Annotated in this window: 21 protein-coding genes and 1 pseudogene; 5 read left to right on the top strand and 17 right to left on the bottom strand. The window is 72.0% G+C overall.

The window, feature by feature from the left end; all coding sequences use genetic code 11:
• Positions 1-54 precede the first annotated feature (54 nt).
• A complete protein-coding gene (locus SM447_RS12465; protein WP_474572915.1) occupies positions 55-648 on the top strand; it encodes a pyridoxamine 5'-phosphate oxidase family protein in 594 nt (197 codons plus the stop codon).
• A 285-nt stretch (positions 649-933) separates the two neighbouring features.
• Positions 934-1,275 (top strand): RNA polymerase-binding protein RbpA, encoded by a 342-nt coding sequence (locus SM447_RS12470; protein ID WP_046564157.1) that lies wholly within the window; start codon positions 934-936, stop codon positions 1,273-1,275.
• Positions 1,276-1,329: 54 nt separating this feature from the next.
• On the opposite strand, the gene SM447_RS12475 is transcribed toward SM447_RS12470, so the two are convergent.
• From SM447_RS12475 to SM447_RS12490, 4 genes are all read right to left on the bottom strand, one after another.
• Positions 1,330-1,872: an FxsA family protein gene (locus SM447_RS12475; protein ID WP_474572916.1), complete on the bottom strand. Its 543-nt coding sequence runs from the start codon at positions 1,870-1,872 to the stop codon at positions 1,330-1,332.
• A gap of 86 nt (positions 1,873-1,958) precedes the next feature.
• Positions 1,959-2,765, bottom strand: a complete 807-nt coding sequence (locus SM447_RS12480) for a polyprenol monophosphomannose synthase (protein ID WP_474573264.1) — start codon at positions 2,763-2,765, stop codon at positions 1,959-1,961.
• Positions 2,766-2,779: 14 nt separating this feature from the next.
• Complete coding sequence (gene lnt / locus SM447_RS12485) at positions 2,780-4,438, bottom strand: apolipoprotein N-acyltransferase (RefSeq protein WP_474572917.1); 1,659 nt, start codon at positions 4,436-4,438, stop codon at positions 2,780-2,782.
• An 81-nt stretch (positions 4,439-4,519) separates the two neighbouring features.
• The gene (locus SM447_RS12490; RefSeq protein WP_474572918.1) at positions 4,520-6,100 is read right to left on the bottom strand and encodes an FAD-dependent oxidoreductase; all 1,581 of its coding nucleotides are present in this window, start codon (positions 6,098-6,100) and stop codon (positions 4,520-4,522) included.
• 71 nt (positions 6,101-6,171) lie between these two features.
• Between SM447_RS12490 and SM447_RS12495 the strand changes: the two genes are divergently transcribed.
• Entirely contained in the window at positions 6,172-6,759 is a 588-nt protein-coding gene (locus tag SM447_RS12495; protein WP_474572919.1) for a helix-turn-helix domain-containing protein, read from the top strand.
• 516 nt (positions 6,760-7,275) lie between these two features.
• On the opposite strand, the gene SM447_RS12500 is transcribed toward SM447_RS12495, so the two are convergent.
• The 6 genes and pseudogenes from SM447_RS12500 to kdd form a co-directional block, all read right to left on the bottom strand.
• Positions 7,276-8,607 (bottom strand): glutamate mutase L, encoded by a 1,332-nt coding sequence (locus SM447_RS12500; protein ID WP_474572920.1) that lies wholly within the window; start codon positions 8,605-8,607, stop codon positions 7,276-7,278.
• A complete protein-coding gene (kal, locus tag SM447_RS12505) occupies positions 8,604-8,996 on the bottom strand; it encodes a 3-aminobutyryl-CoA ammonia lyase (RefSeq protein WP_474572921.1) in 393 nt (130 codons plus the stop codon). Before kal ends, SM447_RS12500 begins: the two co-directional genes overlap by 4 nt.
• The gene (gene kamE, locus SM447_RS12510) at positions 8,993-9,748 is read right to left on the bottom strand and encodes a lysine 5,6-aminomutase subunit beta (RefSeq protein ID WP_474572922.1); all 756 of its coding nucleotides are present in this window, start codon (positions 9,746-9,748) and stop codon (positions 8,993-8,995) included. The genes kal and kamE overlap by 4 nt, the downstream gene beginning before the upstream one ends.
• A gap of 59 nt (positions 9,749-9,807) precedes the next feature.
• Positions 9,808-11,367, bottom strand: a pseudogene (gene kamD / locus SM447_RS12515) (lysine 5,6-aminomutase subunit alpha); the annotation flags it as partial.
• Complete coding sequence (locus tag SM447_RS12520; RefSeq protein WP_474572923.1) at positions 11,364-12,932, bottom strand: amidohydrolase; 1,569 nt, start codon at positions 12,930-12,932, stop codon at positions 11,364-11,366. The pseudogene kamD and the gene SM447_RS12520, both read right to left, overlap by 4 nt.
• 4 nt (positions 12,933-12,936) lie before the next feature.
• A complete protein-coding gene (gene kdd / locus SM447_RS12525; RefSeq protein WP_474572924.1) occupies positions 12,937-13,998 on the bottom strand; it encodes an L-erythro-3,5-diaminohexanoate dehydrogenase in 1,062 nt (353 codons plus the stop codon).
• Between the two features lie 141 nt (positions 13,999-14,139).
• Here kdd and SM447_RS12530 point away from each other — a divergent pair, with 141 nt between their 5' ends.
• A complete protein-coding gene (locus SM447_RS12530; protein WP_474572925.1) occupies positions 14,140-15,546 on the top strand; it encodes a KamA family radical SAM protein in 1,407 nt (468 codons plus the stop codon).
• 93 nt (positions 15,547-15,639) lie between these two features.
• Here the strand turns inward: SM447_RS12530 and SM447_RS12535 are convergent, their stop codons facing one another.
• Entirely contained in the window at positions 15,640-15,834 is a 195-nt protein-coding gene (locus tag SM447_RS12535; protein ID WP_474572926.1) for a CsbD family protein, read from the bottom strand.
• A gap of 188 nt (positions 15,835-16,022) precedes the next feature.
• Positions 16,023-17,690, bottom strand: coding sequence for an ABC-F family ATP-binding cassette domain-containing protein (locus SM447_RS12540; protein ID WP_474572927.1), 1,668 nt, complete (start codon positions 17,688-17,690; stop codon positions 16,023-16,025).
• 347 nt (positions 17,691-18,037) lie between these two features.
• Here SM447_RS12540 and SM447_RS12545 point away from each other — a divergent pair, with 347 nt between their 5' ends.
• Positions 18,038-18,649, top strand: a complete 612-nt coding sequence (locus tag SM447_RS12545) for a histidine phosphatase family protein (RefSeq protein WP_474572928.1) — start codon at positions 18,038-18,040, stop codon at positions 18,647-18,649.
• A gap of 97 nt (positions 18,650-18,746) precedes the next feature.
• Here SM447_RS12545 and SM447_RS12550 read toward each other — a convergent pair whose 3' ends face one another.
• From SM447_RS12550 to SM447_RS12570, 5 genes are all read right to left on the bottom strand, one after another.
• Positions 18,747-20,426 (bottom strand): CDP-glycerol glycerophosphotransferase family protein, encoded by a 1,680-nt coding sequence (locus tag SM447_RS12550; RefSeq protein ID WP_474572929.1) that lies wholly within the window; start codon positions 20,424-20,426, stop codon positions 18,747-18,749.
• 26 nt (positions 20,427-20,452) lie between these two features.
• Positions 20,453-21,799, bottom strand: a complete 1,347-nt coding sequence (locus SM447_RS12555) for a polysaccharide pyruvyl transferase family protein (protein ID WP_474572930.1) — start codon at positions 21,797-21,799, stop codon at positions 20,453-20,455.
• Between the two features lie 353 nt (positions 21,800-22,152).
• Positions 22,153-22,623, bottom strand: a complete 471-nt coding sequence (locus SM447_RS12560; RefSeq protein WP_474572931.1) for an Lrp/AsnC family transcriptional regulator — start codon at positions 22,621-22,623, stop codon at positions 22,153-22,155.
• An 86-nt stretch (positions 22,624-22,709) separates the two neighbouring features.
• Positions 22,710-23,852, bottom strand: coding sequence for an acyl-CoA dehydrogenase family protein (locus tag SM447_RS12565; RefSeq protein WP_474572932.1), 1,143 nt, complete (start codon positions 23,850-23,852; stop codon positions 22,710-22,712).
• A complete protein-coding gene (locus SM447_RS12570; RefSeq protein ID WP_474572933.1) occupies positions 23,849-24,964 on the bottom strand; it encodes a M24 family metallopeptidase in 1,116 nt (371 codons plus the stop codon). Before SM447_RS12570 ends, SM447_RS12565 begins: the two co-directional genes overlap by 4 nt.
• Between the last annotated feature and the right edge of the window lie 108 nt (positions 24,965-25,072).

A 25,072-nucleotide genomic window follows, 5' to 3' on the forward strand; every position in this document is an offset into this window, starting at 1 on the left:
GAACACCGTCCAATCGGGACACATCGACGGGCGCGGCCGGGGGAGGATGGCGGTATGGGTAAGACGTATGAGCGCATCGAGGGCCGGCTGCGGGAGTTCATCGAGGCGCAGCCGATGTTCTTCACCGCGACCGCGCCGCTGGCCGGTGACGGCACGGTCAACCTCTCCCCCAAGGGCCTGCGCGGCTGTCTCACCGTGCTCGACGAGCAGACAGTGGCCTACCTGGACTTCGCCGGCAGCAACGCCGAGACCATCGCCCACCTGCGGGAGAACGGCCGGATCACCCTGATGTGGTGCGCCTTCTCCGGCCCGCCGAACATCGTGCGGGTGCACGGCAGGGGTGAGCCGGTGTTCCGTGACGATCCCCGTTTCCCGGGCCTGCTCGCGCGTTTTCCCGACATCGACACCACCCGGCACGGCCTACGGGCCGTCATCGTGGTGCACGCCCGGCTGATCCGCGACACCTGCGGCTACGCGGTGCCGCTGATGACCTACGACGCCGACCGGGACCTGCACGCCCGCCGCTTCGCCCGGGAGGACGACACGTCGCTGGACGCGTACTTCGCCGGCAAGGACGACATCGCCAGCAGCATCGACGGTCTGCCGGGGCTGCCGTTGCCGCTACCGCCCACGCCACGGGCGGGCTGACCGACGCCGGCCGCTCCGGCGTGGGCCGCGCCGGCCGGCCGGACCGGCGCGTCACCTCGCGGCGTCGCCGTACCGAGGCTGCGGCCGGTTACCATTCCCGCTGGCGGCGACGGTCCGCCGAGACGACCCGGCTGGGACGACCCCCGCCGGGCGTACGTGATGGCCGGCTACCCTTGACCACGCACCCGGGCGTTCGGGGCGTCGAGGCGCGGCCGCGGGAATGGCCCGCCGCTGACGGACCGTTACACCGATAGGACCAGCACCACCGAAGAGGGGAAGTCGAACATGGGCGAGCGTATGCTGCGCGGTAGCCGACTGGGCGCGGTCAGCTACGAATCCGACCGCAACACGGAGCTCGCGCCGCGGCAGACCCGCGAGTACCTGTGCGCCAAGGGTCACCAGTTCGAGGTGCCATTCGCCGTCGACGCCGAGGTGCCGACCACCTGGGAGTGCAAGTTCGACGGCAGCGTGGCCCGCCTGGTCGACGGCAGTGAGCCGGAGCAGAAGAAGGCCAAGCCGCCGCGCACCCACTGGGACATGCTGCTGGAGCGGCGTTCGATCGCCGAGCTGGAGGACATTCTGGCCGAGCGGCTGCAGGAGGTCCGCACCCGCCGCGGTCGCGCCTGACCCGAAACACCACGACGACGCCCCCGGAATCTCCGGGGGCGTCGTCGTGCACGCTCAACCGTTGCGGGGCTCCACGATCTCACCCTCGATGGCCTCACCCTCGACCACCGGACGCACCGGAGTCTGCGGTGACGGCTCCTGCGGCGGCGCCGGCGCCGGTTGCTGCGGCCCACCCCGGTACACCCGCACCCGCCGCGGCCCGAACAGGTCACCGGCGGTCATCGACGACACCCGGCGCTCGGCGACACGTTGCAGCCCGCCACGGATCAGCCGCCGCACCGGCGGCACCAGCAGCACCAGCCCCACCACGCCACTGACCAGCCCCGGAGAGGCCAGCAGCAGCGCGCCGACCAGCCCCACCAGCCCGTCGGTCACCTGCCGGCCGGGCGGCCGGCCCGACTGCGCCGCCTCCCGGAACCCCCGCCACGCCCGCACGCCCTCGCGACGCAGCAGCACCAGACCCAGCAGCGAGGCCGCGAAGACCAGCAACGTCGCCGCGCCGAAGCCGATCGCCCGACCCACCAGCACGAACACGGCGATCTCCACGGCCACGGACACCAGCAGGGCCAACGGTACGAACCTCAGTGCTCGGCGCATATCACCCCATCCGCCTCACGACGTCTCATCGTCTCGGCCCGCCCGACGGGCGCAGCCGTCCCGTCCCCAGCATGACACGCCCTGGCTCAGGGCCACCGCGCCTGCCCGGCCGTGGCGGCGTGCAGTCCACGCCGCATCGCCGTCCGCCGGTCCCGCACCGCCCAGCCGGTGATCCGCCACAACGCCTCGACGACGATCAACGGACTCATCTTGCTGGCGCCACGCTCCCGTTCGGCGAAGGTGATCGGCACCTCCACGATCCGCGCCCCGGCACGGTGGGCCAACCGGGACAACTCCACCTGGAACGAGTACCCCTGCGAACACACCGAGTCCAGATCCAGCGCGTCCAACACCCCGGCCCGGTACACCCGGTAGCCGCCGGTGGCGTCGGCGACCGGCATGCCCAGCGCCAAACGCGCGTACAGGTTGCCGCACCGCGACAGCAGCAGCCGCCGCAACGGCCAGTTGACCACCCGCGCACCACGGGTCCACCGCGACCCGATCACCACGTCGGCGTCGCGGGCCGCGGCCAGCAGCGCCGGCAGGTCCTCCGGGGCGTGTGAGCCGTCGGCGTCCATCTCCACCACCGCGTCGAAACCACGCCGCCGTGCCCACGCGAACCCCGCCAGGTACGCCGCGCCCAACCCCTGCTTGCCCTCCCGGTGCAGCACGTGCACCCGCGGATCGACCCGGGCGAGGCCCTCGGCGATCGCGCCCGTGCCGTCGGGGCTGTTGTCGTCGGCGACGAGAATCTCCACCTGCGGCGCGGCCTCACGAACCCGCCGCACGATCGCCGTGACGTTGTCGGCCTCGTTGTAGGTGGGAATGACCACCAGCACCCGACCCACGCCGGGCACCCCGGTCATCACCGGACGGATGTCGGTTCCGCGCATCACCGCTGCCCCCTTCACCCCGGGTCGGCGGCCACCTGTCCGGATCGGCCGCCCCGCCGGCGCCGCAGCACCGCCGCACCGGCCAGAGCCGCCACGGCCAGCCCGGCCAGCACCACCTCCGGCAGCACCCCGACCCGGGTGGCCAGCGTGCGACCCTCGGTCAGTCGCAGCTGCCGCACCACGACCGCGCGGGTGTTGAACCCGGTGGCGTCGCTTACCCGCCCGTCCGGGGCGACGAACCCGGACACCCCGACCGTCGAGGCCATCAACGCCGCACGCCCGTGCTCGACCGCCCGCAGCCGCACCATCGCCAACTGCTGGCGCGCCTCCGCCTCGTCGAACGTGGCGTTGTTGGTCTGCACCACCAGCAGCTGCGCCCCACCGACGACGGTGTCGCGGACCAGCCCGTCGTAGGCGACCTCGAAGCAGATCACGTCCCCGAGCAGCACCGGCCCGCTGTCGACCACCCCCGGCTCGGTGCCGGCCACGAAGTCGGCCCGCACCCGGTCGACCTGGTCACTGACCATCCGGGCGATCCGACGCAGCGGCACGTACTCGGCGAACGGCACCGGATGACGCTTGATGTACAGCTGCTCCAGGTCGGGACCGCTACCCGGACGCCACAGCAGTCCCGCGTTGCGCACCTGCCCCTGCTCCGGCCCGAACAGCACCGCACCGACGAGGATCGGCACGCCGACGGCGTCGGCGGCGGCGGAGATCCGCGTACCGGCCGAGGCGTTGCGCAGCGGGTCGATGTCGCTGGAGTTCTCCGGCCACACCACCAGGTCCGGTCGGGGGCGGGTGCCGGCGGCGACCTCACCGGCCAGGGCGATGGTGGCGTCGACGTGGTTGTCGAGCACGGCCTGCCGCTGGGCGTTGAAGTCCAGCCCCAACCGGGGCACGTTGCCCTGGACGATGGCCACGGTCACGCTCGCCGAGTCGCGGGTCGTGGCCACCGGCACCAGCAGCCCACCGGCGAGCAGCAGCAGCACCGTCGCCGCGCATCCGGCCGCCGGCGCCCACCACCGGGTGCCGCCGGCGTCGCGGCGGGCCCGTACCGTCCACCAGGCCCCGGCGACCAGCAGCCCACCGGCCAGCGCCACCGCGAACGTCACCAGCGGCGCGCCGCCCAGCGCCGCCAGCCGCAGCAGCGGCGAGTCGTCCTGGCCGAACGCCAGCCTCCCCCACGGGAACCCGCCGAACGGGGTCCGGTCACGCAGCGCCTCCTGCCCCACCCACAGCACCCCGGTCAGCGCCGGCCACACCGCCGGCAGGCGGTCGGCCAGCGGCGACACCCACGCCGTGGCCAGCCCCAGCAGCGCCAGGTAGCCGGCCTGCAGCAGCGACAGCAGCACCCACGGCAGGTAGCCGGTGTGCAGGTTCGTCCAGGCCAGCAACGGCGCGAACAGGGTCAGACCGGTCAGGAAACCCAGACCGGCTCCGGCGCGCAACCGCCGCCGGTGCGTCGCCGCGGCCAGCAGCGCGACACCGACCGGCGCCAGCGGCCACCAGCCGTACGGGGGGAACGCCACCAGCAGCGCCACGCCGGCGGCCACCGCCATGGCGACGGCCACCGGCAGACGCACCGGGCCCACCGGCACACGGGCGGGCGGCGGCGAGGTGGCACCGGCGGCACGGTCCACGGTCGTCACGGGCGGGTCGGACGCGATCACGCGCCGAAGGCTACCCGGCCATTGCGACCGGCCGCCCGGCCGCCGTCCTGCGAAGCGGCCCGCCCGGGGATACCACCGCCGTCACCGGCGGCGAGCCAACAGGACAGCGTCGTGCACCACGACGTCGCGCCCGTCCGGGTCGGTCACCGTCCGGGGCCGGGCCTGCGCGGTCAGCACCTCGAAACGCTCCGGATCCAGTTCCGCCGCGACCTGCTCGGCGGTGTACATCATCTCCGGATAGTGCATACGGTGGGCCGTGGTACGCAGGTCCCGCGGGTGGTGCCCGACGATCAGCAGCCGGCCGCCGGGGGCGACCGCGTCGGCCAGCCGGGCGAACACCTCCCGCCGAGGTTCCGGCGGCAGGTGCATGAACTGCGCCGACACCAGGTCGTAGGCGCCGGCCGGGGGCGACCACGCGAGCAGGTCGGTGTGGGTCCACTCGATGCGCTCGGCCACCTCGGCGGCGGCGCTTCGCGCGTGGGCGGCGGCCCGCGCCAGTGCGACGGTCGAGATGTCCAGCGCCGTGACCTGCCAGCCGCGTTCGGCCAGCCACACCGCGTCGGCGCCCTCACCGCTGCCCACGTCCAGGGCCCGGCCGGGGGTCAACCCGGTCACCTCGGCGACCAGTTGCGGGTTCGGTCGGCCGCTCCACACCGCGGGCTTGGACCGGTAGCGCTCCTCCCAGGCCGCCTCGGTGAACATGGTCTCCCGCTGCCGCCGGTGCTCGGCCACCGCGTCGCGGGTGTCCTCCTCCACCAGATCCATGTTGATCATCGCCGCGGCGGTGAGGCCGCCCCCGGCGGCCTTGATCACCTGGCCGGTCACGTCGGTCACGTTGCCGGCCACCCACACCCCCGGCACGTCGGTGGCGCCGTTGGCGTCGGCCGGGATCCGCTGCCCGATGACGTGACCGGAGTGTTCCACGTCGACCGGGGTCAACCCGAGCGACTCCAGTAGCGCCGACCGGGCCGTCATCCGGGAGGCCACCACCACCGCGTCGAGTTCCACCAGCTCCCCGGAGTCCAACCGCACCCCGGCCAGCCGGTCCCCGGCGGTCTCCACGCCGACGACCCGCCCGGGCACGACGGCGATGCCGCGGGCCGCCAACTGTTCGGTCTCCTGCGGCCCGGGTGGCGCGCTGTCGTGCAGCAGCAGCCGCACGTGCGGGCTCCACTGCCGCCACAGCCGCGCCGCGTGCACCGCCATCGGCCCGGTGGCCAGCACCCCGATCACCCGGTCGCGGACCTCCCAACCGTGGCAGTACGGGCAGTGCAGCACGTCGCGCCCCCACCGCTCGGTCAGCCCCGGCACCTCGGGCAGCTCGTCGACGAGTCCGGTGGTGACCAGCAGCCGCCGGGCCCGCACCGTACGGCCACCGTCGACCATGACCACGAAGCCGCTGTCGTCGCGGGTCACCGCGTCGACCCGACCGGCCACGACCTGCCCCCCGTACGCGGTGACCTCCGCCCGCCCCACGGCCATCAGCTCCGCCGGCGGCGTGCCCTCCCGCCCGAGATAGTTGTGCACCCCGCCGGCCGGGGCGTTACGCGGCTCCCCCGCGTCCACCACCAGCACACTGCGCCGCGCCCGGGCCAGTGCCAGCGCCCCCGCCAACCCGGCGGCCCCGCCACCGACCACCACCACGTCGTACCTGTCGTCCATGTCCGCCCCCTCGTCGCTGCTGACTCACACCCTGCAACCCACACCGGCAAACGACAAGTAACGTTGCTGCTATGGCAAACGAGGAGGCGGCGGTGCTGGCGGCGGTCGGGCCTCGGCTGCGCGCCCTGCGCAAACGTCGCGGCACCACCCTGAGCGAACTCGCCGACACCACCGGCATCTCGGTGAGCACCCTGTCCCGACTCGAATCAGGGCAGCGCCGCCCCACCCTGGAACTGCTGCTGCCCCTGGCCCGCGCCCACCAGGTACCGCTGGACGAACTCGTCGGCGCACCCGCCGTCGGCGACCCACGGGTACGCCCCCGCCCCATCGTCCGGCACGGCATGACCTTCCTGCCGCTGACCCGCCGCCCCGGCGGCCTCCAGGCGTTCAAACAGATCCTGCCCCCGCACACCCCCGCCGACCCGCAACCGCAGTCCCATGAGGGCTACGAGTGGCTCTACGTGCTCTCCGGCCAACTGCGGCTGCGCCTCGGCGAACACGACCTGCTCCTGGCCCCCGGCGAGGTCGCCGAATTCGACACCCGGGTGCCGCACTGCGTCACCAACCCCGGCCCCGAACCCACCGAAGTGCTCAACCTGTTCGGACCGCAGGGCGAACGCCTGCACGTGCGGGCCCGCCCCGCCAGGGCCGACAGCTGAACGCACGCGCCGTGCCGTCGATCACAGCGCACCGGGAAGGTCGACAAAGGGACTCAATGAAGTCGGGGCGCGGCATACGCCGCGCCCCGATGCTCCCAGGCCCCTCCCGGCCGGTGCGGCGGAATGTGACACGCCGACCTTCGGACCGACCGGACGATGACTGGCTGTCCCCGCCGGGCCGTTGTCTACTGGCCGTGCATCCCATCCTGCCCGTACACCGGTAACCGCGGCCGGTTCGCGCCGCCCCGCCGACCCCCGCCCGCTGGACCTGGCCGCCGCGACTGAACATGCACCGTGTCGCTCGGCCAGCGGACGAAGGGACGAAGCGAACAACAGCCGCTTCCCGTGGTAGGACTCAAAGACGGTACGTGGCCCACCCCCGGCCTTGTCAACCCACCCCCGACGAGTCGTCGCCCCGCCCCGGCGTGTCGTGGCCGCCACCACCACGACGCCAGCCCCGGACCACCCACCGGCCGCCGGACAAGCACCCCCCGCGACAGCGGCCGTCCACCCTGGTCAACCCAGCAGCGGCCGCAGCAGAGCCCGAGCCGCCACCGGATGCTCCCCGGCGAGCAACCCGGCCGCGGCCAGCACATAGTCGCCGTCCACCACCGGCCGGGCCGCCCGCGGCAACGCCCACCCACCGGCATGGTCGGACAACACCGCGTCCAACACCCCCGCCGCGTCGTTGTCCGGGGCGTACCTCAACACCCCACCGGAACCCACCAGCAACCGCACGTCCCGCAGGTCCCGGCCGGCCCGCTCACCGGTGCCGACCCCGCGGGCGTGCCGCCGCAACGCCACCGTCGCCGCCAACACCGCGATCCGCGCGTCCACCGCCCGCCCGGCCGCATCCGCCGGCAGGAGCCCGGGATCGGCCGCACGCGCCGCCGCCGCGACCGCCAACCCGTCACCCTCGCCCACCGCGATCAGACGTTCCTCGACCGCCGCCCGCACCACCCCGGGGGCGCTCCACCGCACACCCAGGTCCCCCTCGACCGTCCGGGCCCGCCACAACTCACCGGCCACCTCCCGGCCCGGCCCGCTGGCCCGCTCGTCCGGGGTGAGCACCGAGTACACGTCCGTCGTCGCACCACCCACGTCGACCACCACCAGGTCACCACCGGCCACGTCGGCGAGCACCTCCACCCCCGACAACACCGCGTCCGGCGTCGCCGCCCGCACCAGCCGGGCGAACCGGCGACCCCGCGACAACCCCTTACCACCGATGACATGCCGCAGGAACACCCGCCGGATCGCCGCCCGCGCCGACACCGGCGCCAACACCCCGATGCGGGGCAGCACGTTGTCGGCCACCGTCACCGGCACCCCCGCCCCCGCCAGCAGCCCGTGCAGGTCGTCCCGGACGTCGACGTTGCCCGCCAACACCACCGGCACCCGCCAGCGGGCCCGCGCCAGCCGCGTCGCGTTGTGCGTGAGCGTGTCGGCGTCCCCGCCGTCGGTGCCCCCCACCAGCAGCACCACGTCCGGGCGAGCCGCCCGCAACGCCGTCAACTCCGCCCGACCCGCCCGGCCGGCCGCCACGTGCACCACGTCCGCCCCCGCCGACAGACCCACCCGCCGACCCGCCTGCGCCGTCACCAGCGGCTCGTAGCCGATCACCGCCAGCCGCAACCCGCCCCCCGCCGACGAACACACGAACCACGGCACCTCACCCGAGCCGAGCCCGGCGGTGGCCGCGGCCACCGCCGCGTCCAGACCGTGCAGCACATCCGACCCCACCGTGGTGGGCGCCGCCGCCGCCGACACCAGCCCACCACCGTCGAGGTCCACCACCGCGACCTTCGTGTACGTCGAACCGACGTCGGCGCAGACCGCGACGTTCACGCCGCGGCGGGCACGACCACCGTGCCGGTCGCCGTCACCGCCACCAGCGGCTCGGCCAACACCTCCGCCGCCGACCCGCCCCGATCCGGCCGACCCCGGCACACCACCCGCGCCTCGAAGTCGATGGTGCGGCTGCGGGTACCCACCCGCGTCACCGTCGCCACCACCTCCAACACGTCACCGGCCCGCATCGGCGCCCGGAACTGCACATCCGAGTACGACGCGAACAACCCCTCGTCCCCGTCGGTACGGATGCACACCTCGGTGGCCACGTCCCCGAACAGGCCCAACGCGTACGCCCCGTCGACCAGATTCCCCGCGTAGTGCGCGTGCGCGTACGGCACATACCGCCGATGCGTCACCGTCACACCCAACCGCCGGTCAGTCATGCCACCTTCGCCTTCTTGTTCGTGATCAACGCGTGGACCAGGTAGGACGCCACCTCACCCGGCGTCGTACCCCGACCGAAGATCCGATCCACCCCCAGCTCGGCGGCCTGCGACTCGTCGAACCGCGGCCCACCCACGATCAGCAACGGCCGCCGACCCGCCGGCATCGCCTCCCGGAACGCCGCCGACATCTCCCGGGTGTTGTGCAGATGCGCGTCCCGCTGCGTCACCACCTGCGACACCAGCACCGCGTCGGCCCGCGCCACCCGCGCCGCCTCCACCAGCTCCGGCACACTCACCTGCGCCCCCAGGTTCGTCACCGACAACTCCCGGTAGTACTCCAGGCCCTTCTCCCCCGCGATGCCCTTCACGTTGAGAATCGCGTCGATACCCACCGTGTGCGCGTCCGTGCCGATACAGGCACCCACCACCGATAGCTTCCGCCGCAACCGCCGCTTCACCACCGCGTTGACCTCCTTGGCGCTGAGCAGCGGAAAGTCCCGCTCCACCACCCGCACCGCCGACAGGTCCACCAGATGGTTCACCCGCCCGTACACCACGAAGAACGTGAACCCGTCACCAACCGGCTTCGCGTGCACCAGCAACGCCGGGTCGATGCCCATCCGGTTCGCCAACTGCACCGCCGCACCCTCGGCCCGCTTGTCATGCGGCACCGGCAACGTGAACGACACCTGCACCATGCCGTCACCGGTGGTGTCCCCGTACGGCCGCACAACCGTCCCGCCCGTCACGACCGGACCTCCTCAGGTCGCGACTGCGGGACTCGCTCGCCGCGCTCGCCCATTCCTCGCGCGCCCGGCCGCTCCAGAATCTCCGTCGCCGGGTTGAAGTAGTCCGCCTCATGCCGCGCCACCCCGTCCAGACCCTTACCCCGGTCCGCCGGCCGCTTCATGATCCCGAACGTGCCCTCGGCGATCGCCGTCAACAACGACTGTTCACCGATCCGCTCCAGCAGCTCCACCGCCTCGCCGAGCACCCGGTTCGCCCGCTGCTGAATGAACCCACCCGACGCCGGCACGAAATCCTCGGCCAACCCACCGGCCGCACCCAACACGTACCGCACGTTCTGCAGGGCGATGTCCCGATCCGACAACCACGGCGTCACCACCGCCTCCGTCATCATCCCCACCAGCAGAATCCCCTGCCCGGTCAGCGCACCCACCAGGTTGAAGAAACCATCCAGCAGATTCCCCCGGAACACGTCCCCGGTCATGTGCTTCGTCGGCGGCATCCACTTCAACGGCGCGTCCGGAAACAGCTCCCGCGCCAGCAACGCGTGCGCCAACTCCAACCGCAACGACTCCGGCACATCCGGGTTGATCTCGAACGCGTGCCCCAGCCCCAACTGCCAGTCCGCCAACCCCGCCTCATGCGCGAAATACTCGTTGAGCAACTGCGACACCGTCACCGTGTGCGCCTCATCCACCGCGTCCGCGGTGGTCAGGTAGTTGTCCTCACCGGTGTTGATGATGATCCCCGCCCGGGCGTGCACCTGCCGCGAGAACCGCTGATCCACAAACGTCCGCACCGGATTGATGTCCCGGAACAAAATCCCGTACATCGAATCGTTGAGCATCATGTCCAGACGCTCCAGACCCGCGAGCGTCGCCATCTCCGGCATGCACAACCCCGACGCGTAGTTCGTCAGCCGCACATACCGACCCAGCTCCTTCGACGACACATCCAACGCCGCCCGCATCAGCCGGAAATTCTCCTGCGTCGCGTACGTACCGGCGAACCCCTCCCGGGTCGCCCCCTCCGGCACGTAATCCAACAGCGACTGCCCCGTCGACCGGATCACCGCGATCACATCCGCGCCGGCCCGCGCCGCCGCCTGCGCCTGCGGAATGTCCTCGTAGATGTCCCCCGTCGCCACGATCAGATAGATCCACGGCCGCCGCGGCGGATCCCCGTACCGCTTCACCAACCGCTCCCGCTCGGCGCGCCGCCGATCGATCCGCCGGATCCCGGCCGCGACCGCCGCACGCGCCGCCCGCCGGGCAGCGGTAGCCGCCCTACCCGTCGGCTGGACGAACCGCACCGACCCGGCGGCCGCCTTCTGCGCCAGCAACGTCACATCGCTGATCTGCTCCCGCGCCAGCGCGTCGAACACCGGCAGCGCCACCCCGTGACCCAACCCGACATCCGCCACCACCGCGTCCACCAGACGGTTCACCCACGGAATCCCGTCCGGATCGGCCCCGGCCACCCCGGCCAACCGCAGCACCGCCCGCTCCACCGACACCGTGGTGTGACCACGCGCCAGCTCCACCACCGGCAACCCGGCCCGCCGCGCCAACTCCCGCGCCCGCGCCACCAGCACCGGATCCAGGTCAAGCTTCCCAGTCACGCGGACCCTTCCTCATAGATCACCTCACCACGCAGCACCGTGCGCCGACACACCGGCAACGGCGTCGGATCACCCGCACCACGCAATTCCGGATCCTCCGACTGCACCACCGGCAACCCCCGCTCCACACCCGCCGGCGTGGACCACACCGCGAACGTCGCCGGCGCACCCAGGGCCAGCACCCCCTCGCTGTCCAGATGCACCGCCCGCCAGCCACCCCGGGTGTGCGCCGCGAACGCCGCCCGCACACTCATCCGCTGCACCGGGTTGTGATGCGCCACCGCCGCCCGCACCGACCCCCACGGATCCAACGGCGTCACCGGAGAATCCGAACCGAACGCCAACGCCACCCCGACCCCGTGCATCGCCCCCATCGGATTCGACGCCAACGACCGCGCCAACCCCAACCGCGTCTCATACATCCGGCCCGCGCCACCCCACAACCGGTCGAACGCCGGCTGCATCGACGCCACCACCCCGAACTCCACGAACCCGGCGATCAACCGCCGATCCACCAGCTCCGCATGCTCCACCCGATGCCGCGCCGTCCGCAGCCGATCCGTACCCACCGTCCGCGCCGCCGCCGCGAAACCCTCCAGCACCGTCGACACCGCCGCGTCACCGATCGCATGGAACCCGCCCTGCATCCCGTGCGCGGCACAGTCCAACAAATGATCACGAACCTGGTCCGCGCTCAGATAACCGTGACCACACCCGTCACCATCGGCGTACGGCTGCGACAGATGCGCCGTCCGCGAACCCAACGCGCCGTCCACGAAAAGATCACCGCCGGCGCCGACCGCACCCAGCTCCCGGGCCCGGGCCGCACCACCCAGCTCACCCCAGTAGCCGTACACCTCCGGCACCCCCGCACCCGAGATCCCCAACAGGCCGGTGAAATCCTCCTCGTCGGAAATCTCCGGCCCACCACACTCGTGCACCGCCGCGATCCCCAGCGACGCCGCATGCGCCAACGCCACCCGCTGCGCAGCCACCCGCTGTGCCCGCGTCACCGACGCCCGCGCCACCGCCCGCACCACGTGGTGCGCGTCACGGCGCAACCAACCCGACTCGTCGTACCCCGGCGCGGCCACCGCCTCCGGACACGCCGCCAACAACGCCGACGACACCAACGCCGAATGGATCGACGCCTGCGACAGGTACACCCGCCGGCCCCCGGCCGCCCGCCCCACCTGCTCCGCCGACGGCGGCTGCGGCACCGGCCACGTCGACTCGTCCCACCCGTGCCCCAGCACCACCGCGTCCGCCGGCAGACCCGCCACGTACGCCGCCACCGCGTCCAACAGCTCACCGGCCGACCGCACCCCGGACAGATCCAGCCCCGACAACACCAGACCCGTGTCGCTGACATGCACGTGCGCGTCCACGAACGCCGGCGTCACCAACGCGCCGTCCAGCTCCACCACCCGGTCCGCCGACGGGGCGTCGCCATCCGTACCCAACCAGGCGATCCGCCCGTCGCGGACCAACAGCGCCGTCGCGGACGGATCCGCCGGGCAGTGCAGCACACCGGCGCGGTACAACGTCGAGGGGTTGTTCTTCATGGCCTCAGTCTGCCGCCAGCCGCGCCTCGAACAGGCCACGCACCCCCGGCTCGCCGCGCAGCAGTCCCAACGCCAACTCGGCGTGCCCCGGCACGTACCCGTTACCGACCAGCATCGTCACGTCCGCCGCCAGGCCCTCCGCACCCAGCGCCGCCGCCGCGAAGCTCGTCGCCATCGAGAAAAAGATCACCGTGCCGCCGTCCGCCGTCGCCAGGACCGCACCGTGCTCACAACCCGGCACATCAACGCAGACCACCGTCACGTCCGCCGGCACCCCCAGCGCAGACGTCACCGCCGTCGACAACGCCACCGGATCCCGGGCGTCGGCCAACGCCACCGCGTCGGCCAGACCCGCCGCCACCAGCGCGTCGCGCTCCGCGACCACCGGCACCACCCCGACCGTACGGCCCGCGCCCGCCCGCCGCGCCGCCGCCAGCGACAACGAACCACTCTTGCCCGCTCCGCCGACCACCGCCACCGTCACCGGTCGCGCGTCCCCCTCGGCCGCCCGCTCGGCCACATACCGCGACACCACCCGGGAGGTCAACGCCGGCGCACCGCACACGTCCAGCACCGCCAGGGACAGCTGCGGATCCAGATCCGCCGGCAGCACCGCCGCGACCGACCGGGCGAACAGGATCGCCCACCCCTCGCACGGCACCTGCTCGCTACGACCGTCCCAGCGGGCCAACCCGTCCGTCACCACCAGCGGGGTCAACGTCAACGACACCAGGGTGGCCACCCGCTCGCCGGCCTTGAACCCCAACGGCGAGCGCCGTCCGGCCTCCTCGACCGTGCCGATCAACATGCCGCCGGACCCGGTCACCGGGTTCTGCATCTTCCCCCGGCTGGAAATGATCTGGAGCACCTCGGCACGGACCGCATCGCCGTCCCCGGCGTGCTTCTCGGACAACTGGCGGAAACTCGCCGCGTCCAGGTTCAGCCGCTCGACCCGGATCCGCACCTCGTTCGGCGCGATCTCCGGACGCGCGTCCAGCCGCCACGCGGCCTGCGGCAGCACCCCAGCGGGTTCCACGACGCGGTGCAGACCCACCGGTGACGTCACGCCAACCTCCCCTACCCGACCGCCTGAAGCCCCGTCTCGGACTCGCATGGCGGGAAAACTTACGGCAGAATAATTTCTCTACCGAAATTTTTCCAGTAGCCTTCGGGTCGCTGACCACCCAGGCAAACCAGAGGAGGGGCCGTGACCCAGACCCGACCGCCGGTGCAGACCATCCCGGCGCCCCAGCCGGCCCCCACCACCACGCGCACCGGCCAGCCCTACGAATACCGCCGCACCCCACTCGTCGAACCCGACTGGACCCGGTTCCCCGGCTGGCGCACGGTCACCCGCGACCAGTGGGAGAGCGCCCAGTGGCAACGCGTCAACTGCGTCAAGAACCTCAAGCAGCTGCGCACCGTACTCGGTGACACCGTCGACGACACCTTCTACGCCGACCTCGAAGCCGACCAGCGCGCCCTGGCGACGATGTCCATGCTCGTGACACCACAAATGATCAACACCATGGTGCCGTCCGCCCCGCCGACCACCGAGGCGCTGCTCGACGACCCCATCCGGCGCTACATGATCCCCGTCGCCTCCGACCGGCTCACCGACTGGCCGTCGCACCCCTACGCCACCCGGGACTCCCTGCACGAACACGACATGTGGGTCGCCGAGGGCCTCACCCACCGCTACCCCACCAAGGTCCTCGCCGAACTGCTCTCCACCTGCCCGCAGTACTGCGGCCACTGCACCCGCATGGACCTGGTCGGCAACTCCACCCCCACGGTGGACAAGCTCAAGCTCACCCTCAAGCCCGTCGACCGCTACGACGCCCACATCGGCTACCTCAGGGCCCACCCGGGGGTGCGGGACGTCGTCGTCTCCGGCGGCGATGTGGCCAACGTGCCCTGGCGCAACCTTGAGTCCTACCTGATGCGCCTGCTGGAGATCGAGACCATCCGCGACATCCGGCTCGCCACCAAGGCCCTCATGGGCCTGCCCCAGCACTGGCTGCAACCCGACGTCGTCGAAGGGCTGGAACGCGTCGCCCGCACCGCCGCACGCCGCGGTGTCAACCTCGCCATCCACACCCACGTCAACCACGCACAGTCGCTCACCCCACTGGTCGCCAGGGCCGCCCAGACCGCCCTCGACATCGGCGTCCGCGACGTACGCAACCAGGGCGTGCTGATGCGCGGGGTCAACGCCACCAGCACCGACCTGCTCGACCTCTGCTTCGCCCTGCAGGGCGAAGCCGGCATCCTGCCCTACTACTTCTACATGTGCGACATGATCCCCAACGCCGAGCACTGGCGCGTCCCGGTCTGGCACGCCCAGCAGCTCCAGCACGACATCATGGGCTACCTGCCCGGGTACGCGACTCCGCGGATCGTCTGCGACGTGCCCTTCGTCGGCAAGCGCTGGGTGCACATGGTCACCGAGTACGACCGGGAACGCGGCATCTCCTACTGGACGAAGAACTACCGAACCTCCATCGAGTCCGCCGACCTGGAGGCGCTCAGCAAGCGCTACGCCTACTACGACCCGATCGACACCCTCCCCGAGGCCGGCCGGCAGTGGTGGCGGACCCACCGCAACGACTGACCTCGCCCGGCGGCACGCCGCCCGCCGCCTTCCCCTGCCCCACCACGAAGCGGGCCGCCGGATGATCCGGCGGCCCGCTTCGGTACTGGGCGGTCACCTGGTGAAGGCGTCCTTCGCGTTGCGCCCGGCATCCTTGACGTTCTCGCCGGCCTGACGGGCACGGGCATCGCCCTGCTGGTTGGCGCCCTCCGCCCGCATGCGCTCGTTGTCGGTCATGTCGCCGATGCGCTGCCTGGCGGCGCCGCTCAGTTCCTCGACCTTGTTCTTCGCCTTGTCGGTGAAGCTCATGTCGCCTCCCTGCCTACCTCGGCGGTTGGCGGAGCGGACCGCTCCGCTCCCCTTGGTGTCCCCCCGTCCCGAGACCTGAAACGGCTCGTCGGGTGACGTCGGTGCTGCTTGGCGGAGCGTCCTGTGCGGGTGTGGTGAGGCACATCCGCTAAGGCATCCTAGGACACTAGGTATGATCCGCCGGATCGTCACGCCGGTCCGGCCAGATCGAGCGAGAGGGTCGGCCAGGCGGCGAGATCGTCGAGCATCTGCCGGTCGTGGGTGGCCACGACGACCGCGGCCCGGGTCTCCAGCAGGGCCGCGGTCAGGTCGTCCACGAGCGGTATCGACAGGTGGTTGGTGGGCTCGTCGAGGATCAGCAGATCGGGCAGTTCGGCCAGCCGCAGTGCCAGATCCAACCGCCGTTGCTGGCCCTGGGACAACCGGCCGACGGGGGTACGGAGGGCCTCCCGGTCAAGCAGGTAAGTAGCGGTCAAAGGTGGCCGGTCGACATCGAGCCGCCCTCGGGACTCGAGCCGGCCGACGTGCTGGTCGTACAGGTCACCGGCGAGCACATCCGGCGGCCAGCCCGGAACCTCCTGCCCGAGGTACGCGACGCGGGCCCGCGCGAGATGCCGGACGGCGCCGGTCGACGGTTCGAGGTTGCGCGCCAGGACCCCGAGCAGGGTCGACTTGCCCGCCCCGTTCGACCCGGTCACCAGCAGCCGGTCCCCGCCGTCGAGGGTGAGAGTGACCGGCCGGCTCAGGCGCCCGGCCACGGTGACGTCGTGACAGCGCAGCAGGGGTGTCCCGGGCCGAGTGTCGAGGTCGGGCCAGCGCAGGCGCGGCGGTGGCTCGGGCACCGTGAGCCGGTGGGCGTCGAGTTCCTCCTGGCGTCGACGCAGCGCCTGCACCACCGCGGGGGCCCGGGACTGGCGCTGGTGCTTGCCGTGTCCCTTCTCCGGTCGCCAGCCGGTGCTCAGCCGTTGCCGTGCCTCGCTCACCGCGTCGGCCAACCGCTGGTGCTCGGCCCGCTGGGCTTCGTGGTCGCGGACCCAGCGCTCACGCTCACGTCGACGCCCGGCCTGCCAGGCCGCGTAGCCACCGGCGAAGAGTCGCGGTCGACCGTCCTCGCTCGGGTCGAGGTCCAGGAACTCCTCGGCCACGTCACCGAGCAGGGCACGGTCATGGCTCACCAGCACCACCCCGCCCGGATGCTGACGCAGCCGGGAAGTGAGGAACGCCAAACCGTCCGCGTCGAGATGGTTGGTCGGCTCGTCCAGCATCAGCAGGTCGTGGCGTGCCCCCAGCAGACAGGCCAGACGGACCCGGTAGCGCTGTCCGACCGACAACGTCGACAGCGGGCGCTGCCGGTCGGTGCAGGCGTCGAGCCCGGCCAACGCCACGTCGACGCGGCGCTCGGCGTCCCAGGCGTCCAGCCGGGTCGCGGCGTCGAGCGCGGCGGCGTACCAGGTGTCCGCCCCGGGCCGGTCCTCGGCCAGCGCCGTCGCCGCGTCGTCCAACGCCCGCAACGCCCGCCGGGACTCCCCCACCGCGGCCAGGACGAGGGTGCCGACCGTCTCACCGTCCCGCGCCGGCAACGCCTGCCTCGCGACGCCGACCGTACCGACCCGCTCCACCGTGCCCCGGTCGGGTACGAGCACACCACCGAGCACGTGCAGCAGCGTCGTCTTGCCTCGGCCGTTCTCGCCAACGACGGCCAGGCGGGACCGCGCGGAGACGGTCACGCTGACTTCGGAGAGCACGACCCGGCCGCCCAGCACCACCCGGACACCGGCGGCTCGGACGTGCGCCCGGTCACCGGCCGGTAGGCCGACGGTCGGATCATGCGATGGAATTGGTTCGGAACTGTTCACTCTGCGCTCTTCGGCTCGTCGTGGAGCCGGGCAGCGACGACACGCCGCCCGGCGGGAACGCCAGGACGGCGGAACAGAGCCGGATCAGAGAAAGCCGGTCAACCCTGCCGCCGTCAGCGGCGGGTCCAGAGCTTCATCGAGGCGACGCCTGAGTGCATGATCCGACGGTACCCGTAAGTCCGCGCCCCAGCCATCGGGACAGCGGCGACGACAACGCCTGGCCGCGGCCGATCCCGTCGCCGCCCGGCAGCGGGCGCAGCGGCCTGGTTGACTGAGGGCATGCGCGAGCAAGTCAGGGTCGGCACGGTGGGCACGCACCGTGCCGCGGAGCGGAGCGGTGCGGCGACGTGAACGAGATCCTGCTCATCCGGCACGGCGAGACCACGTGGAGCGCGAGCCGCCGCCACACCTCGTACACCGACCTGTCGCTCACCCCCGACGGTGAGCGACAGGCCCGGGCGCTCGAGCCGGCCCTCGCCAAGCGTCGGTTCGTCGCGGTGCTGACCAGCCCACGCACGCGGGCACTGCGCACCGCGCAGCTGGCCGGGCTGACCGTGACCCGCTCCGACGACGATCTCGCCGAATGGCACTACGGCGACTACGAGGGCCGTACCACCGCCGAGATCCAGGACGAACACTCCGGCTGGAGCGTCTGGACCGACGGCTGCCCGGGCGGCGAGTCGCCCAGCGAGGTCGGTGAGCGCCTGGACCGACTGCTCGCCAAGCTGCATCCGCTGCTCGACCGCGGCCCGGTCGCATTGGTCGGTCACGCGCACGCGCTGCGCGTGCTGGGCGCCCGGTGGATCGGCCTGCCGCCCTCCGCCGGCGGGCTGCTCCGGCTGGACACCGCCACCCTCAGCCTGCTCGGTCACGAACACGGCCGGCGGGTGATCCTCCGCTGGAACCAACCCGTCGCCCAGCCCTCCGGGCCCGCGCGGGAGCCGACGGCCCGGCACTGACCGACCGGGAACCGGTTCCGGGCGGCGTCGAGCCGCTACCCGAACGGGACCGGCTCCGGCCCGGCGTGAAGCCGGGCCGGAGCCGGTAGGTGGAGCCTCAGAGGTGGCGCGACGCCTCGTCCAGGAAGTGCTGGGCGTACCGCTCCGGCGGGATGTCGCCGAGGTAGTACTTCTTGAGGTCGTGCCGGGTGGGAGCCAGGGGGTCGGCACCGAGGAAGTCGTCGAGGATCGTGTCGAGTCCCTGCACCCGGCCGCTGTGCGCGTCGATGATGTAGCCGGCCCGCCCCAACGGGAACTCGTCGGTGAACGTCACCGCCGACGTCGAGACGGCCACCATCGCGAAGGGCTTCTCCGAGTACAGATAGTCGGCCACCACACTCGACACGTCCGACACCATCGCGTCCGAGGCGTTGAAGCAGTCGACCACCGACATCTTCACCTCGGCCTGGTTGCCGAAGACGTGCTGCCGCCCGTTGACGCGGCGGTCCTCGTCCAGCAGCGCCTGGATCCGGTCACACTCACGGGCCAGCGCCGGGGACCGGCGGCTGTACGGGTGGGGCCGGAAGACGATGCTGCAACCGCGCGCGACCAGGGCCTTGACGATGTCGTAGCCGACGTGCAGCGAGGAGTAGTTCGAGTCGGCGTAGAAACCCGCCCAGGTCGGTGCGTACAGCACCCGGGGGTTGGCGATCGAGGCGATCGGCTTGGCCGCCACCGCCACGTTCTCCACCTGGGGCCGCCCGACGACGGTGAACATCTCCATCGGCATGCTCACCCCGTTGGCCGCGAACCGGTCGATGGCTGCCTGGCCGGCGACGAAGTTCTTGTCGTACATCCGGAAGACCGGGTTGTGACTCGGCACCTTGTCGCTGTCGCCGTGGTTGAGCTGGATGTGCGTCAGCTTCGTGTACCGGATGAGGTGGTTGTTCCTCGTCGCGGTGTTCACGTAGAAGGCGACCCGCAGGGACGGGGTGACGACGTCGTCCAGGTCCTCCAGGGCGGTCCGGAGCACCACCGGAGCCTTGGTGAGCGCCGCGACCTCGTTGAAGTTGGCCTCGCTGCGGACCAGCACGAAGAACCTCCGACCGAGGCGCTCCAGGTACGGCAGCCACATCGCGATCTGGTACGCGGTGCCGGCGGGTGCGTTCCAGTGCACGACGAACGCGGGCTCGTAGGCGGACAGCGCGGTGAAGAGGTTCTGCTCGCTGGTCCGCCTGGCCCGTACCCTGGTCAGCGCCTGCCACGAGGTGATCAGTCCCAGGCCGAGCGCGGCCGCCGACACCGCCGCGGAGATCACCCCGAGGGCGCCGGTGAACGCGCAGCCGAGCGCCACCAGCACCGCGGCACCGTTGACCAGCACGACGCGGCTGGTGTTCGGGCGCCGGTAGGGTCGCGCCCCGATCCCCGGCAGGTTGGCGGTGACCGGGTAGGCGGCACGGGACATGAACCCCAGCGGCGCCTCGCCGAGCACCGCCAGACCGGCCAGGGCAACGCCGACGGCGAGCGCGGGATCGACGCCGCCGTGCACCACGCCGAGCAGGTACGCGCAGGCGAGCAGGAGTACCCGTGGCACGACCGCCTTCGCGGTGGGCACCGCTCCCCCGCGCAACGCACCACGCCACGTCCAGGCCAGCAGGCCGGCCGCGAGCAGGGCCGGCGGCAGTGCCCAGAGCCGGGAGCCGCCCACCGCCGCCAACAGCAGCGCGACGAGGGCCGCCACCTCGATCGTGGTGGAGACGAATCGCGCTCCCGCGTTCGAGGCCAGCAAGGCCCTCAACCCGGACTTCTCCGGATCCGCCATCGTCACCGTCGGCCCCCAATGGACAACGGGTTGATCCGCAGGACACGCCCCATCCGGCCCCGCCAGTTCGCCAGCGACGCCTGCTGCACCTTGAGTTCCTTTTCCAACTCGGTTACCCGCTCCTCGAGCGACTTCTTTCCGCGCGGTTCGCGGAAGGGTGGTTCGAATTCGTAGGCCGGACGTTCCAGATCACCTTCGTGCCCCTGGCGCAGCCAACGCAGCCGGGACATCACCTGGCGCCGCCCGACGACGTCCGAGGCCATCAGCGTGTGCACCGGGCCGGGGAACTTGGCGGCGGCGAGCGCCTTGTCGTAGGCAGGGTTCTCCTTGCCCGGCTGGAACACGTGCTCAAGGTCGTTGTGCTCGAGGAATCGCACGTAGGTGTCGAAGGTCTCTGCCTGACGCGGCCCGAAGGCGTCGAAGTCCGCCTCCTCGTAGAGCCGTTGCGCGTCGACGTCCGGTGGCAGCTCCGAGTAGAGGCGGTACGGAATGCCGTGGTACTCGGACAGCTCGACGGTGCGGGAGTCGTGGGCCAGCACCACCGACGGCGTGCCCGCCAGCACGCCCGCGACGTTGCCGTGGATGCGGGTGCCGAAGGCGAAGTGCTGCTCGGCCATGAACTCGACCCAGGTCGACGCGTCCACGAAGAAGCGCATCCGGTCGTTCTCGTACAGCGGATGGTCGGTGTGGATGGGCATCCGCTTGTTGGGGACCTTGGCCGGGTTCTCGCCCCACAGCATCAGCGCCAGCCGGTGATGCTGCTGCGGCACGATGACGCTGTTGGGGTAACGGTTGGTGTTCGCCTCGACCAGCCGGTCCACCCCCTTGACCTTCGGGGTGTACGAGATGGCCATCGGGCTGTCGTAGGCCAGCCGATCCACCTTGCGCACCAGGGGTCCCAGTGGCCCGTTGCCGAACATCGACGGGCAGCCGATCACCCGCACGTGCTCGTCGCCGAAGCCCAGGTACTTCAGCAGGCGGGCCGTGTACTCGCCGCGTACGCCGATGGACGCCGACCGGTCGAGCACGGCCCGGGTGAACCGGGTGACGATCTTCTTGTAGTCGTCGGGCAGCGAGCTGAACTCGGTGCCGTACGGCAGCTGCGCGCCGATGCCGACCACCGTGACCGGAATCGTCAGCCGCTCGATGACCTTGGCGAGGCGTTCCAGGTGCGGCAGGAAGGTGTCCCGGTACGAGTTCGCCATCGGCAGGACGAACCGGTCGAACTCCTCGTTGGTCCGGCCGATGTAGGTGTTCAGATGGATCGGGCGCTCATGCACGTAGGAGTTCGCGACCACCTCGGCGCCGGGCACGCTCAGCACCCGGAACACCGCGCTGTAGAACAGCATGTTCCCAGAGTTCGACCCGAAGACACCCAACCGAGAGGTGGACAGGCTTTGCTCATGGGACAGCACTGTCAACGGACTCTTGCCGGCGCGGATGAGGATGCGTGTCATGGGCGGACCCCGGATGCCGCCTGGCTGGAGCGCGATCGCATCGATCGGTTCACCTCATCCTCCCCTTCGAGACACGCGACGTGACCGGGACGAGGGCGGCACGAATCGGCCCGGCGTCCGGTCATGATCCGGGTCTCACTTTCCGCTGAATCAGGGATGGATCCTAGCCGCGTCTCCGGTGCCGCGGCAGCACGGGGTGTCCCGGGTCAGCCCGCCCGTCGGCTCGCCGCCTCGGGCGACACCCCTCAGGGGCGGTGGTGGTTCGCCGGGTTGCCGACGACCTTGGGTGGCCGGTGCTCGTACGGGGTGGACAGCACCACGGTGGTGCGGGTGGTGACATTCGCCGCCGTCCTGATCTCCTGGAGCACCCGTTCCAGGTCGACCGGGCTGGCCACCCGGACCAGCAGCAGGTAGAAGTCCTCCCCCGCCACCGAGTAGCACGAGTCGATCTCCGGCAGGTGGGCGAGCCGCTCCGGCGCGTCGTCCGGCTGCGACGGGTCGAACGGCCGGATGGCCACGAACGCCGTCAAGGGCAGGTCGAGCGCCTCGAAGGAGACCCGCGCGGCATAGCCCTTGATCACTCCGCGCTGCTCCAGCCGGCGCACCCGCTGGTGCACCGCCGAGACCGACAGGCCGACCTTCTCCGCCAGGTCTGTGTACGACAGCCGGCCGTCCGCCGTCAGCGCCACCACGATGGCGCGGTCGATCTCCTCCACGGCGTGCAACCTACCGGGTACGGCCGGGCGACGCGACCGACAGGCCCGCCGGGCGTCACGCTCGGCGGGGGGACGATCGCGCCCGGTCAGTCCTTCGCCAGCGCGCGGGAGATCACCAGCCGTTGGATCTGGTTGGTGCCCTCCACGATCTGCAGCACTTTCGCCTCCCGCAGGTACCGCTCGACCGGATGGTCGGCGACGTAACCCGCGCCGCCGAGAACCTGCACCGCCTCGATGGTCACCCGCATCGCCACGTCGGTGGCGAACAGCTTCGCCTTGGCCGCCTCGATCGAGTACGGCCGCCCGGCGTCGCGTAACCGTGCCGCGGCCAGGGTCAACGCCCGGGCGGCGGAGATCTGGGTGGCCAGGTCGGCCAGGGTGAACCCCAGTCCCTGGAAGTCGATGATCGACCGGCCGAACTGCTGGCGTTGCCGGGCGTAGTCCACCGCGTAGTCCAGCGCCGCCTGGGCCAGTCCGACGGCGCAGGCCGCGATGCCCAACCGCCCGGAGTCCAGGGCCGACATGGCGATGGTGAAGCCGGTCCCCTCGCCACCGATCAGCCGATCGGCCGGCACCCGGGCCTCGTCGAAGACGAGTTGCGCCACCGGGGAGGAGCGCAGTCCCATGGTCCGCTCGGCGGCCTGCGGGTGGATACCCGGAGTGGCCCGGTCGGCGAGCAGGCAGGAGATGCCGCGCGGGCCCGGACCGCCGGTACGACAGAAGATGTTGTAGAAGTCGGCCACCTGGGCGTGGGTGATCCACGCCTTGGTGCCGGTCACGACGTACCCGTCCCCGTCGCGGACCGCCCTGGTGGTCAACGCCGCGGCGTCCGAACCGCCCTGCGGCTCCGACAGGCAGTACGCCCCGAGCAGTTCGCCGCCGATCATGTCGGGCAGCAGCTTGCGCTGCTGGTCGCTGCCGAAGGTGGCCACCGGGTGGCAGGACAGCGTGTGCACGCTGACCGCCTCGGCGACCGCCAGCCAGCGACCGGCGAGGATCTCCAGCACCTGGAGGTAGACCTCGTACGGTTGGGCGGCGCCGCCGTACTCCTCCGGGTACGGCAGGCCGAGCAGTCCCGCCCGGCCCAGGGTGCGCAGCAGCTCCCGGGGGAACTCGGCCCGCTGCTCGTACTCGGCGGCCTTCGGCGCGAGTTCCCGGTCGGCCAGTTCGGTGGTCAGCTCCAGCAGTTCGCGGGCCTCGTCGGTGGGCAGGATCCGGTCGACAGTCATAGCGCGATGAGCTCCGTGGGGGTGGTGTTGAGCCGTCGTACGCCGTCCGTCGTGCAGACGACGATGTCCTCGATCCGGGCGCCGTGCCGCCCGGCCAGGTAGATGCCCGGCTCGACGGAGAAGGTCATCCCCTCCGCCAGCGGACGGTCGTTGCCGGCTACCACGTACGGCTCCTCGTGGCCGTCCAGACCGATGCCGTGGCCGGTGCGGTGCAGGAAGGCGTCGCCGTAGCCGGCCGCGGCGATCGGTTCGCGGGCGGCGGCGTCGACCGCCGCGGCGCTCACCCCGGGGCGGACCGCCGCCACGGCGGCGCGCTGGGCCTCCCGCAGCACCGCGTAGTAGTCGACGAACTCGGTCGGTGGTGCCCCTCCGGTCACGTAGGTGCGGGTGCAGTCGGAGCGGTAGCCCGAGGGCATGGTGCCGCCGATGTCCACCACGACCGGCTCACCCGCGCCGATCGGCCGGTCGGCGGTGCCGTGGTGGGGGCTGGCGGCGTTCGGGCCGGCCGCCACGATGACGAAGTCGACGGTGACGTGCCCGGTCGCCCGGATCGCCGCGGCGATGTCGGCGGCCACCTGCGCCTCGGTCCGTCCCGGCCGCAGCCACTCGCCCATCCGGGCATGCACCGCGTCGATGGCCGCGCCGGCCTCGGCCAGGGCCTCGATCTCCGCGGCCGACTTGTGGATGCGCAACTCCCGCAGCACCGCCGAGGCGAGCCGCTGCCGGGCGTCGGGCAGCGCCGCGCGCAGCGCCAGCACCTGTTCGGCCCACATCCGGTCGGCCAGCCCCACCTCGACCACCGGGCCGCCGAGGGCGGCGGTCACCAACGGGTACGGGTCGGTGCCGTCGGCATGGTCGACGATGCGCACCCCGGTGGCCGGGGCCGGCGACGCCTCGGCCGCCGGTCGCTCCAGGGTCGGCACGATCAGCGTCGGCTCGCCCTCGGCGGGCAGCACCAGCAGGGTCAGCCGCTCACCGGCGTGCGCGTCGTACCCGGTCAGATAGCGCAGGTCGGAGCCGGGGCTGAGCAGCAACGCGTCCAGCCCGGCGGCGGCGATCGCATGTTGCGCGGTGACCAGTCGCCGCGGCGGATACAGCTCCTCGAACCCCACCCCGACAGCTTAACGCTCGTTTGGGCTGCCGGGTGCGTGCGGTGCCGACCCGCCCCGAGCAGACCGGTCAGGAATCGAGAAGCAGCGGTCGTCGGGCGTCACTAACTT

Source organism: Micromonospora aridisoli (assembly GCF_056150025.1).

Bases quoted from the DNA above. Each gene is read 5' to 3' on its own strand.
- SM447_RS12465 (WP_474572915.1), top strand. From the start codon at position 55: ATGGGTAAGACGTATGAGCGCATCGAGGGCCGGCTGCGGGAGTTCATC.
- SM447_RS12470 (WP_046564157.1), top strand. From the start codon at position 934: ATGGGCGAGCGTATGCTGCGCGGTAGCCGACTGGGCGCGGTCAGCTAC.
- SM447_RS12475 (WP_474572916.1), bottom strand. From the start codon at position 1,872: ATGCGCCGAGCACTGAGGTTCGTACCGTTGGCCCTGCTGGTGTCCGTG.
- SM447_RS12480 (WP_474573264.1), bottom strand. From the start codon at position 2,765: ATGCGCGGAACCGACATCCGTCCGGTGATGACCGGGGTGCCCGGCGTG.
- SM447_RS12490 (WP_474572918.1), bottom strand. From the start codon at position 6,100: ATGGACGACAGGTACGACGTGGTGGTGGTCGGTGGCGGGGCCGCCGGG.
- SM447_RS12495 (WP_474572919.1), top strand. From the start codon at position 6,172: ATGGCAAACGAGGAGGCGGCGGTGCTGGCGGCGGTCGGGCCTCGGCTG.
- kal (WP_474572921.1), bottom strand. From the start codon at position 8,996: ATGACTGACCGGCGGTTGGGTGTGACGGTGACGCATCGGCGGTATGTG.
- SM447_RS12520 (WP_474572923.1), bottom strand. From the start codon at position 12,932: ATGAAGAACAACCCCTCGACGTTGTACCGCGCCGGTGTGCTGCACTGC.
- SM447_RS12535 (WP_474572926.1), bottom strand. From the start codon at position 15,834: ATGAGCTTCACCGACAAGGCGAAGAACAAGGTCGAGGAACTGAGCGGC.
- SM447_RS12555 (WP_474572930.1), bottom strand. From the start codon at position 21,799: ATGCTGTTCTACAGCGCGGTGTTCCGGGTGCTGAGCGTGCCCGGCGCC.
- SM447_RS12565 (WP_474572932.1), bottom strand. From the start codon at position 23,852: ATGACTGTCGACCGGATCCTGCCCACCGACGAGGCCCGCGAACTGCTG.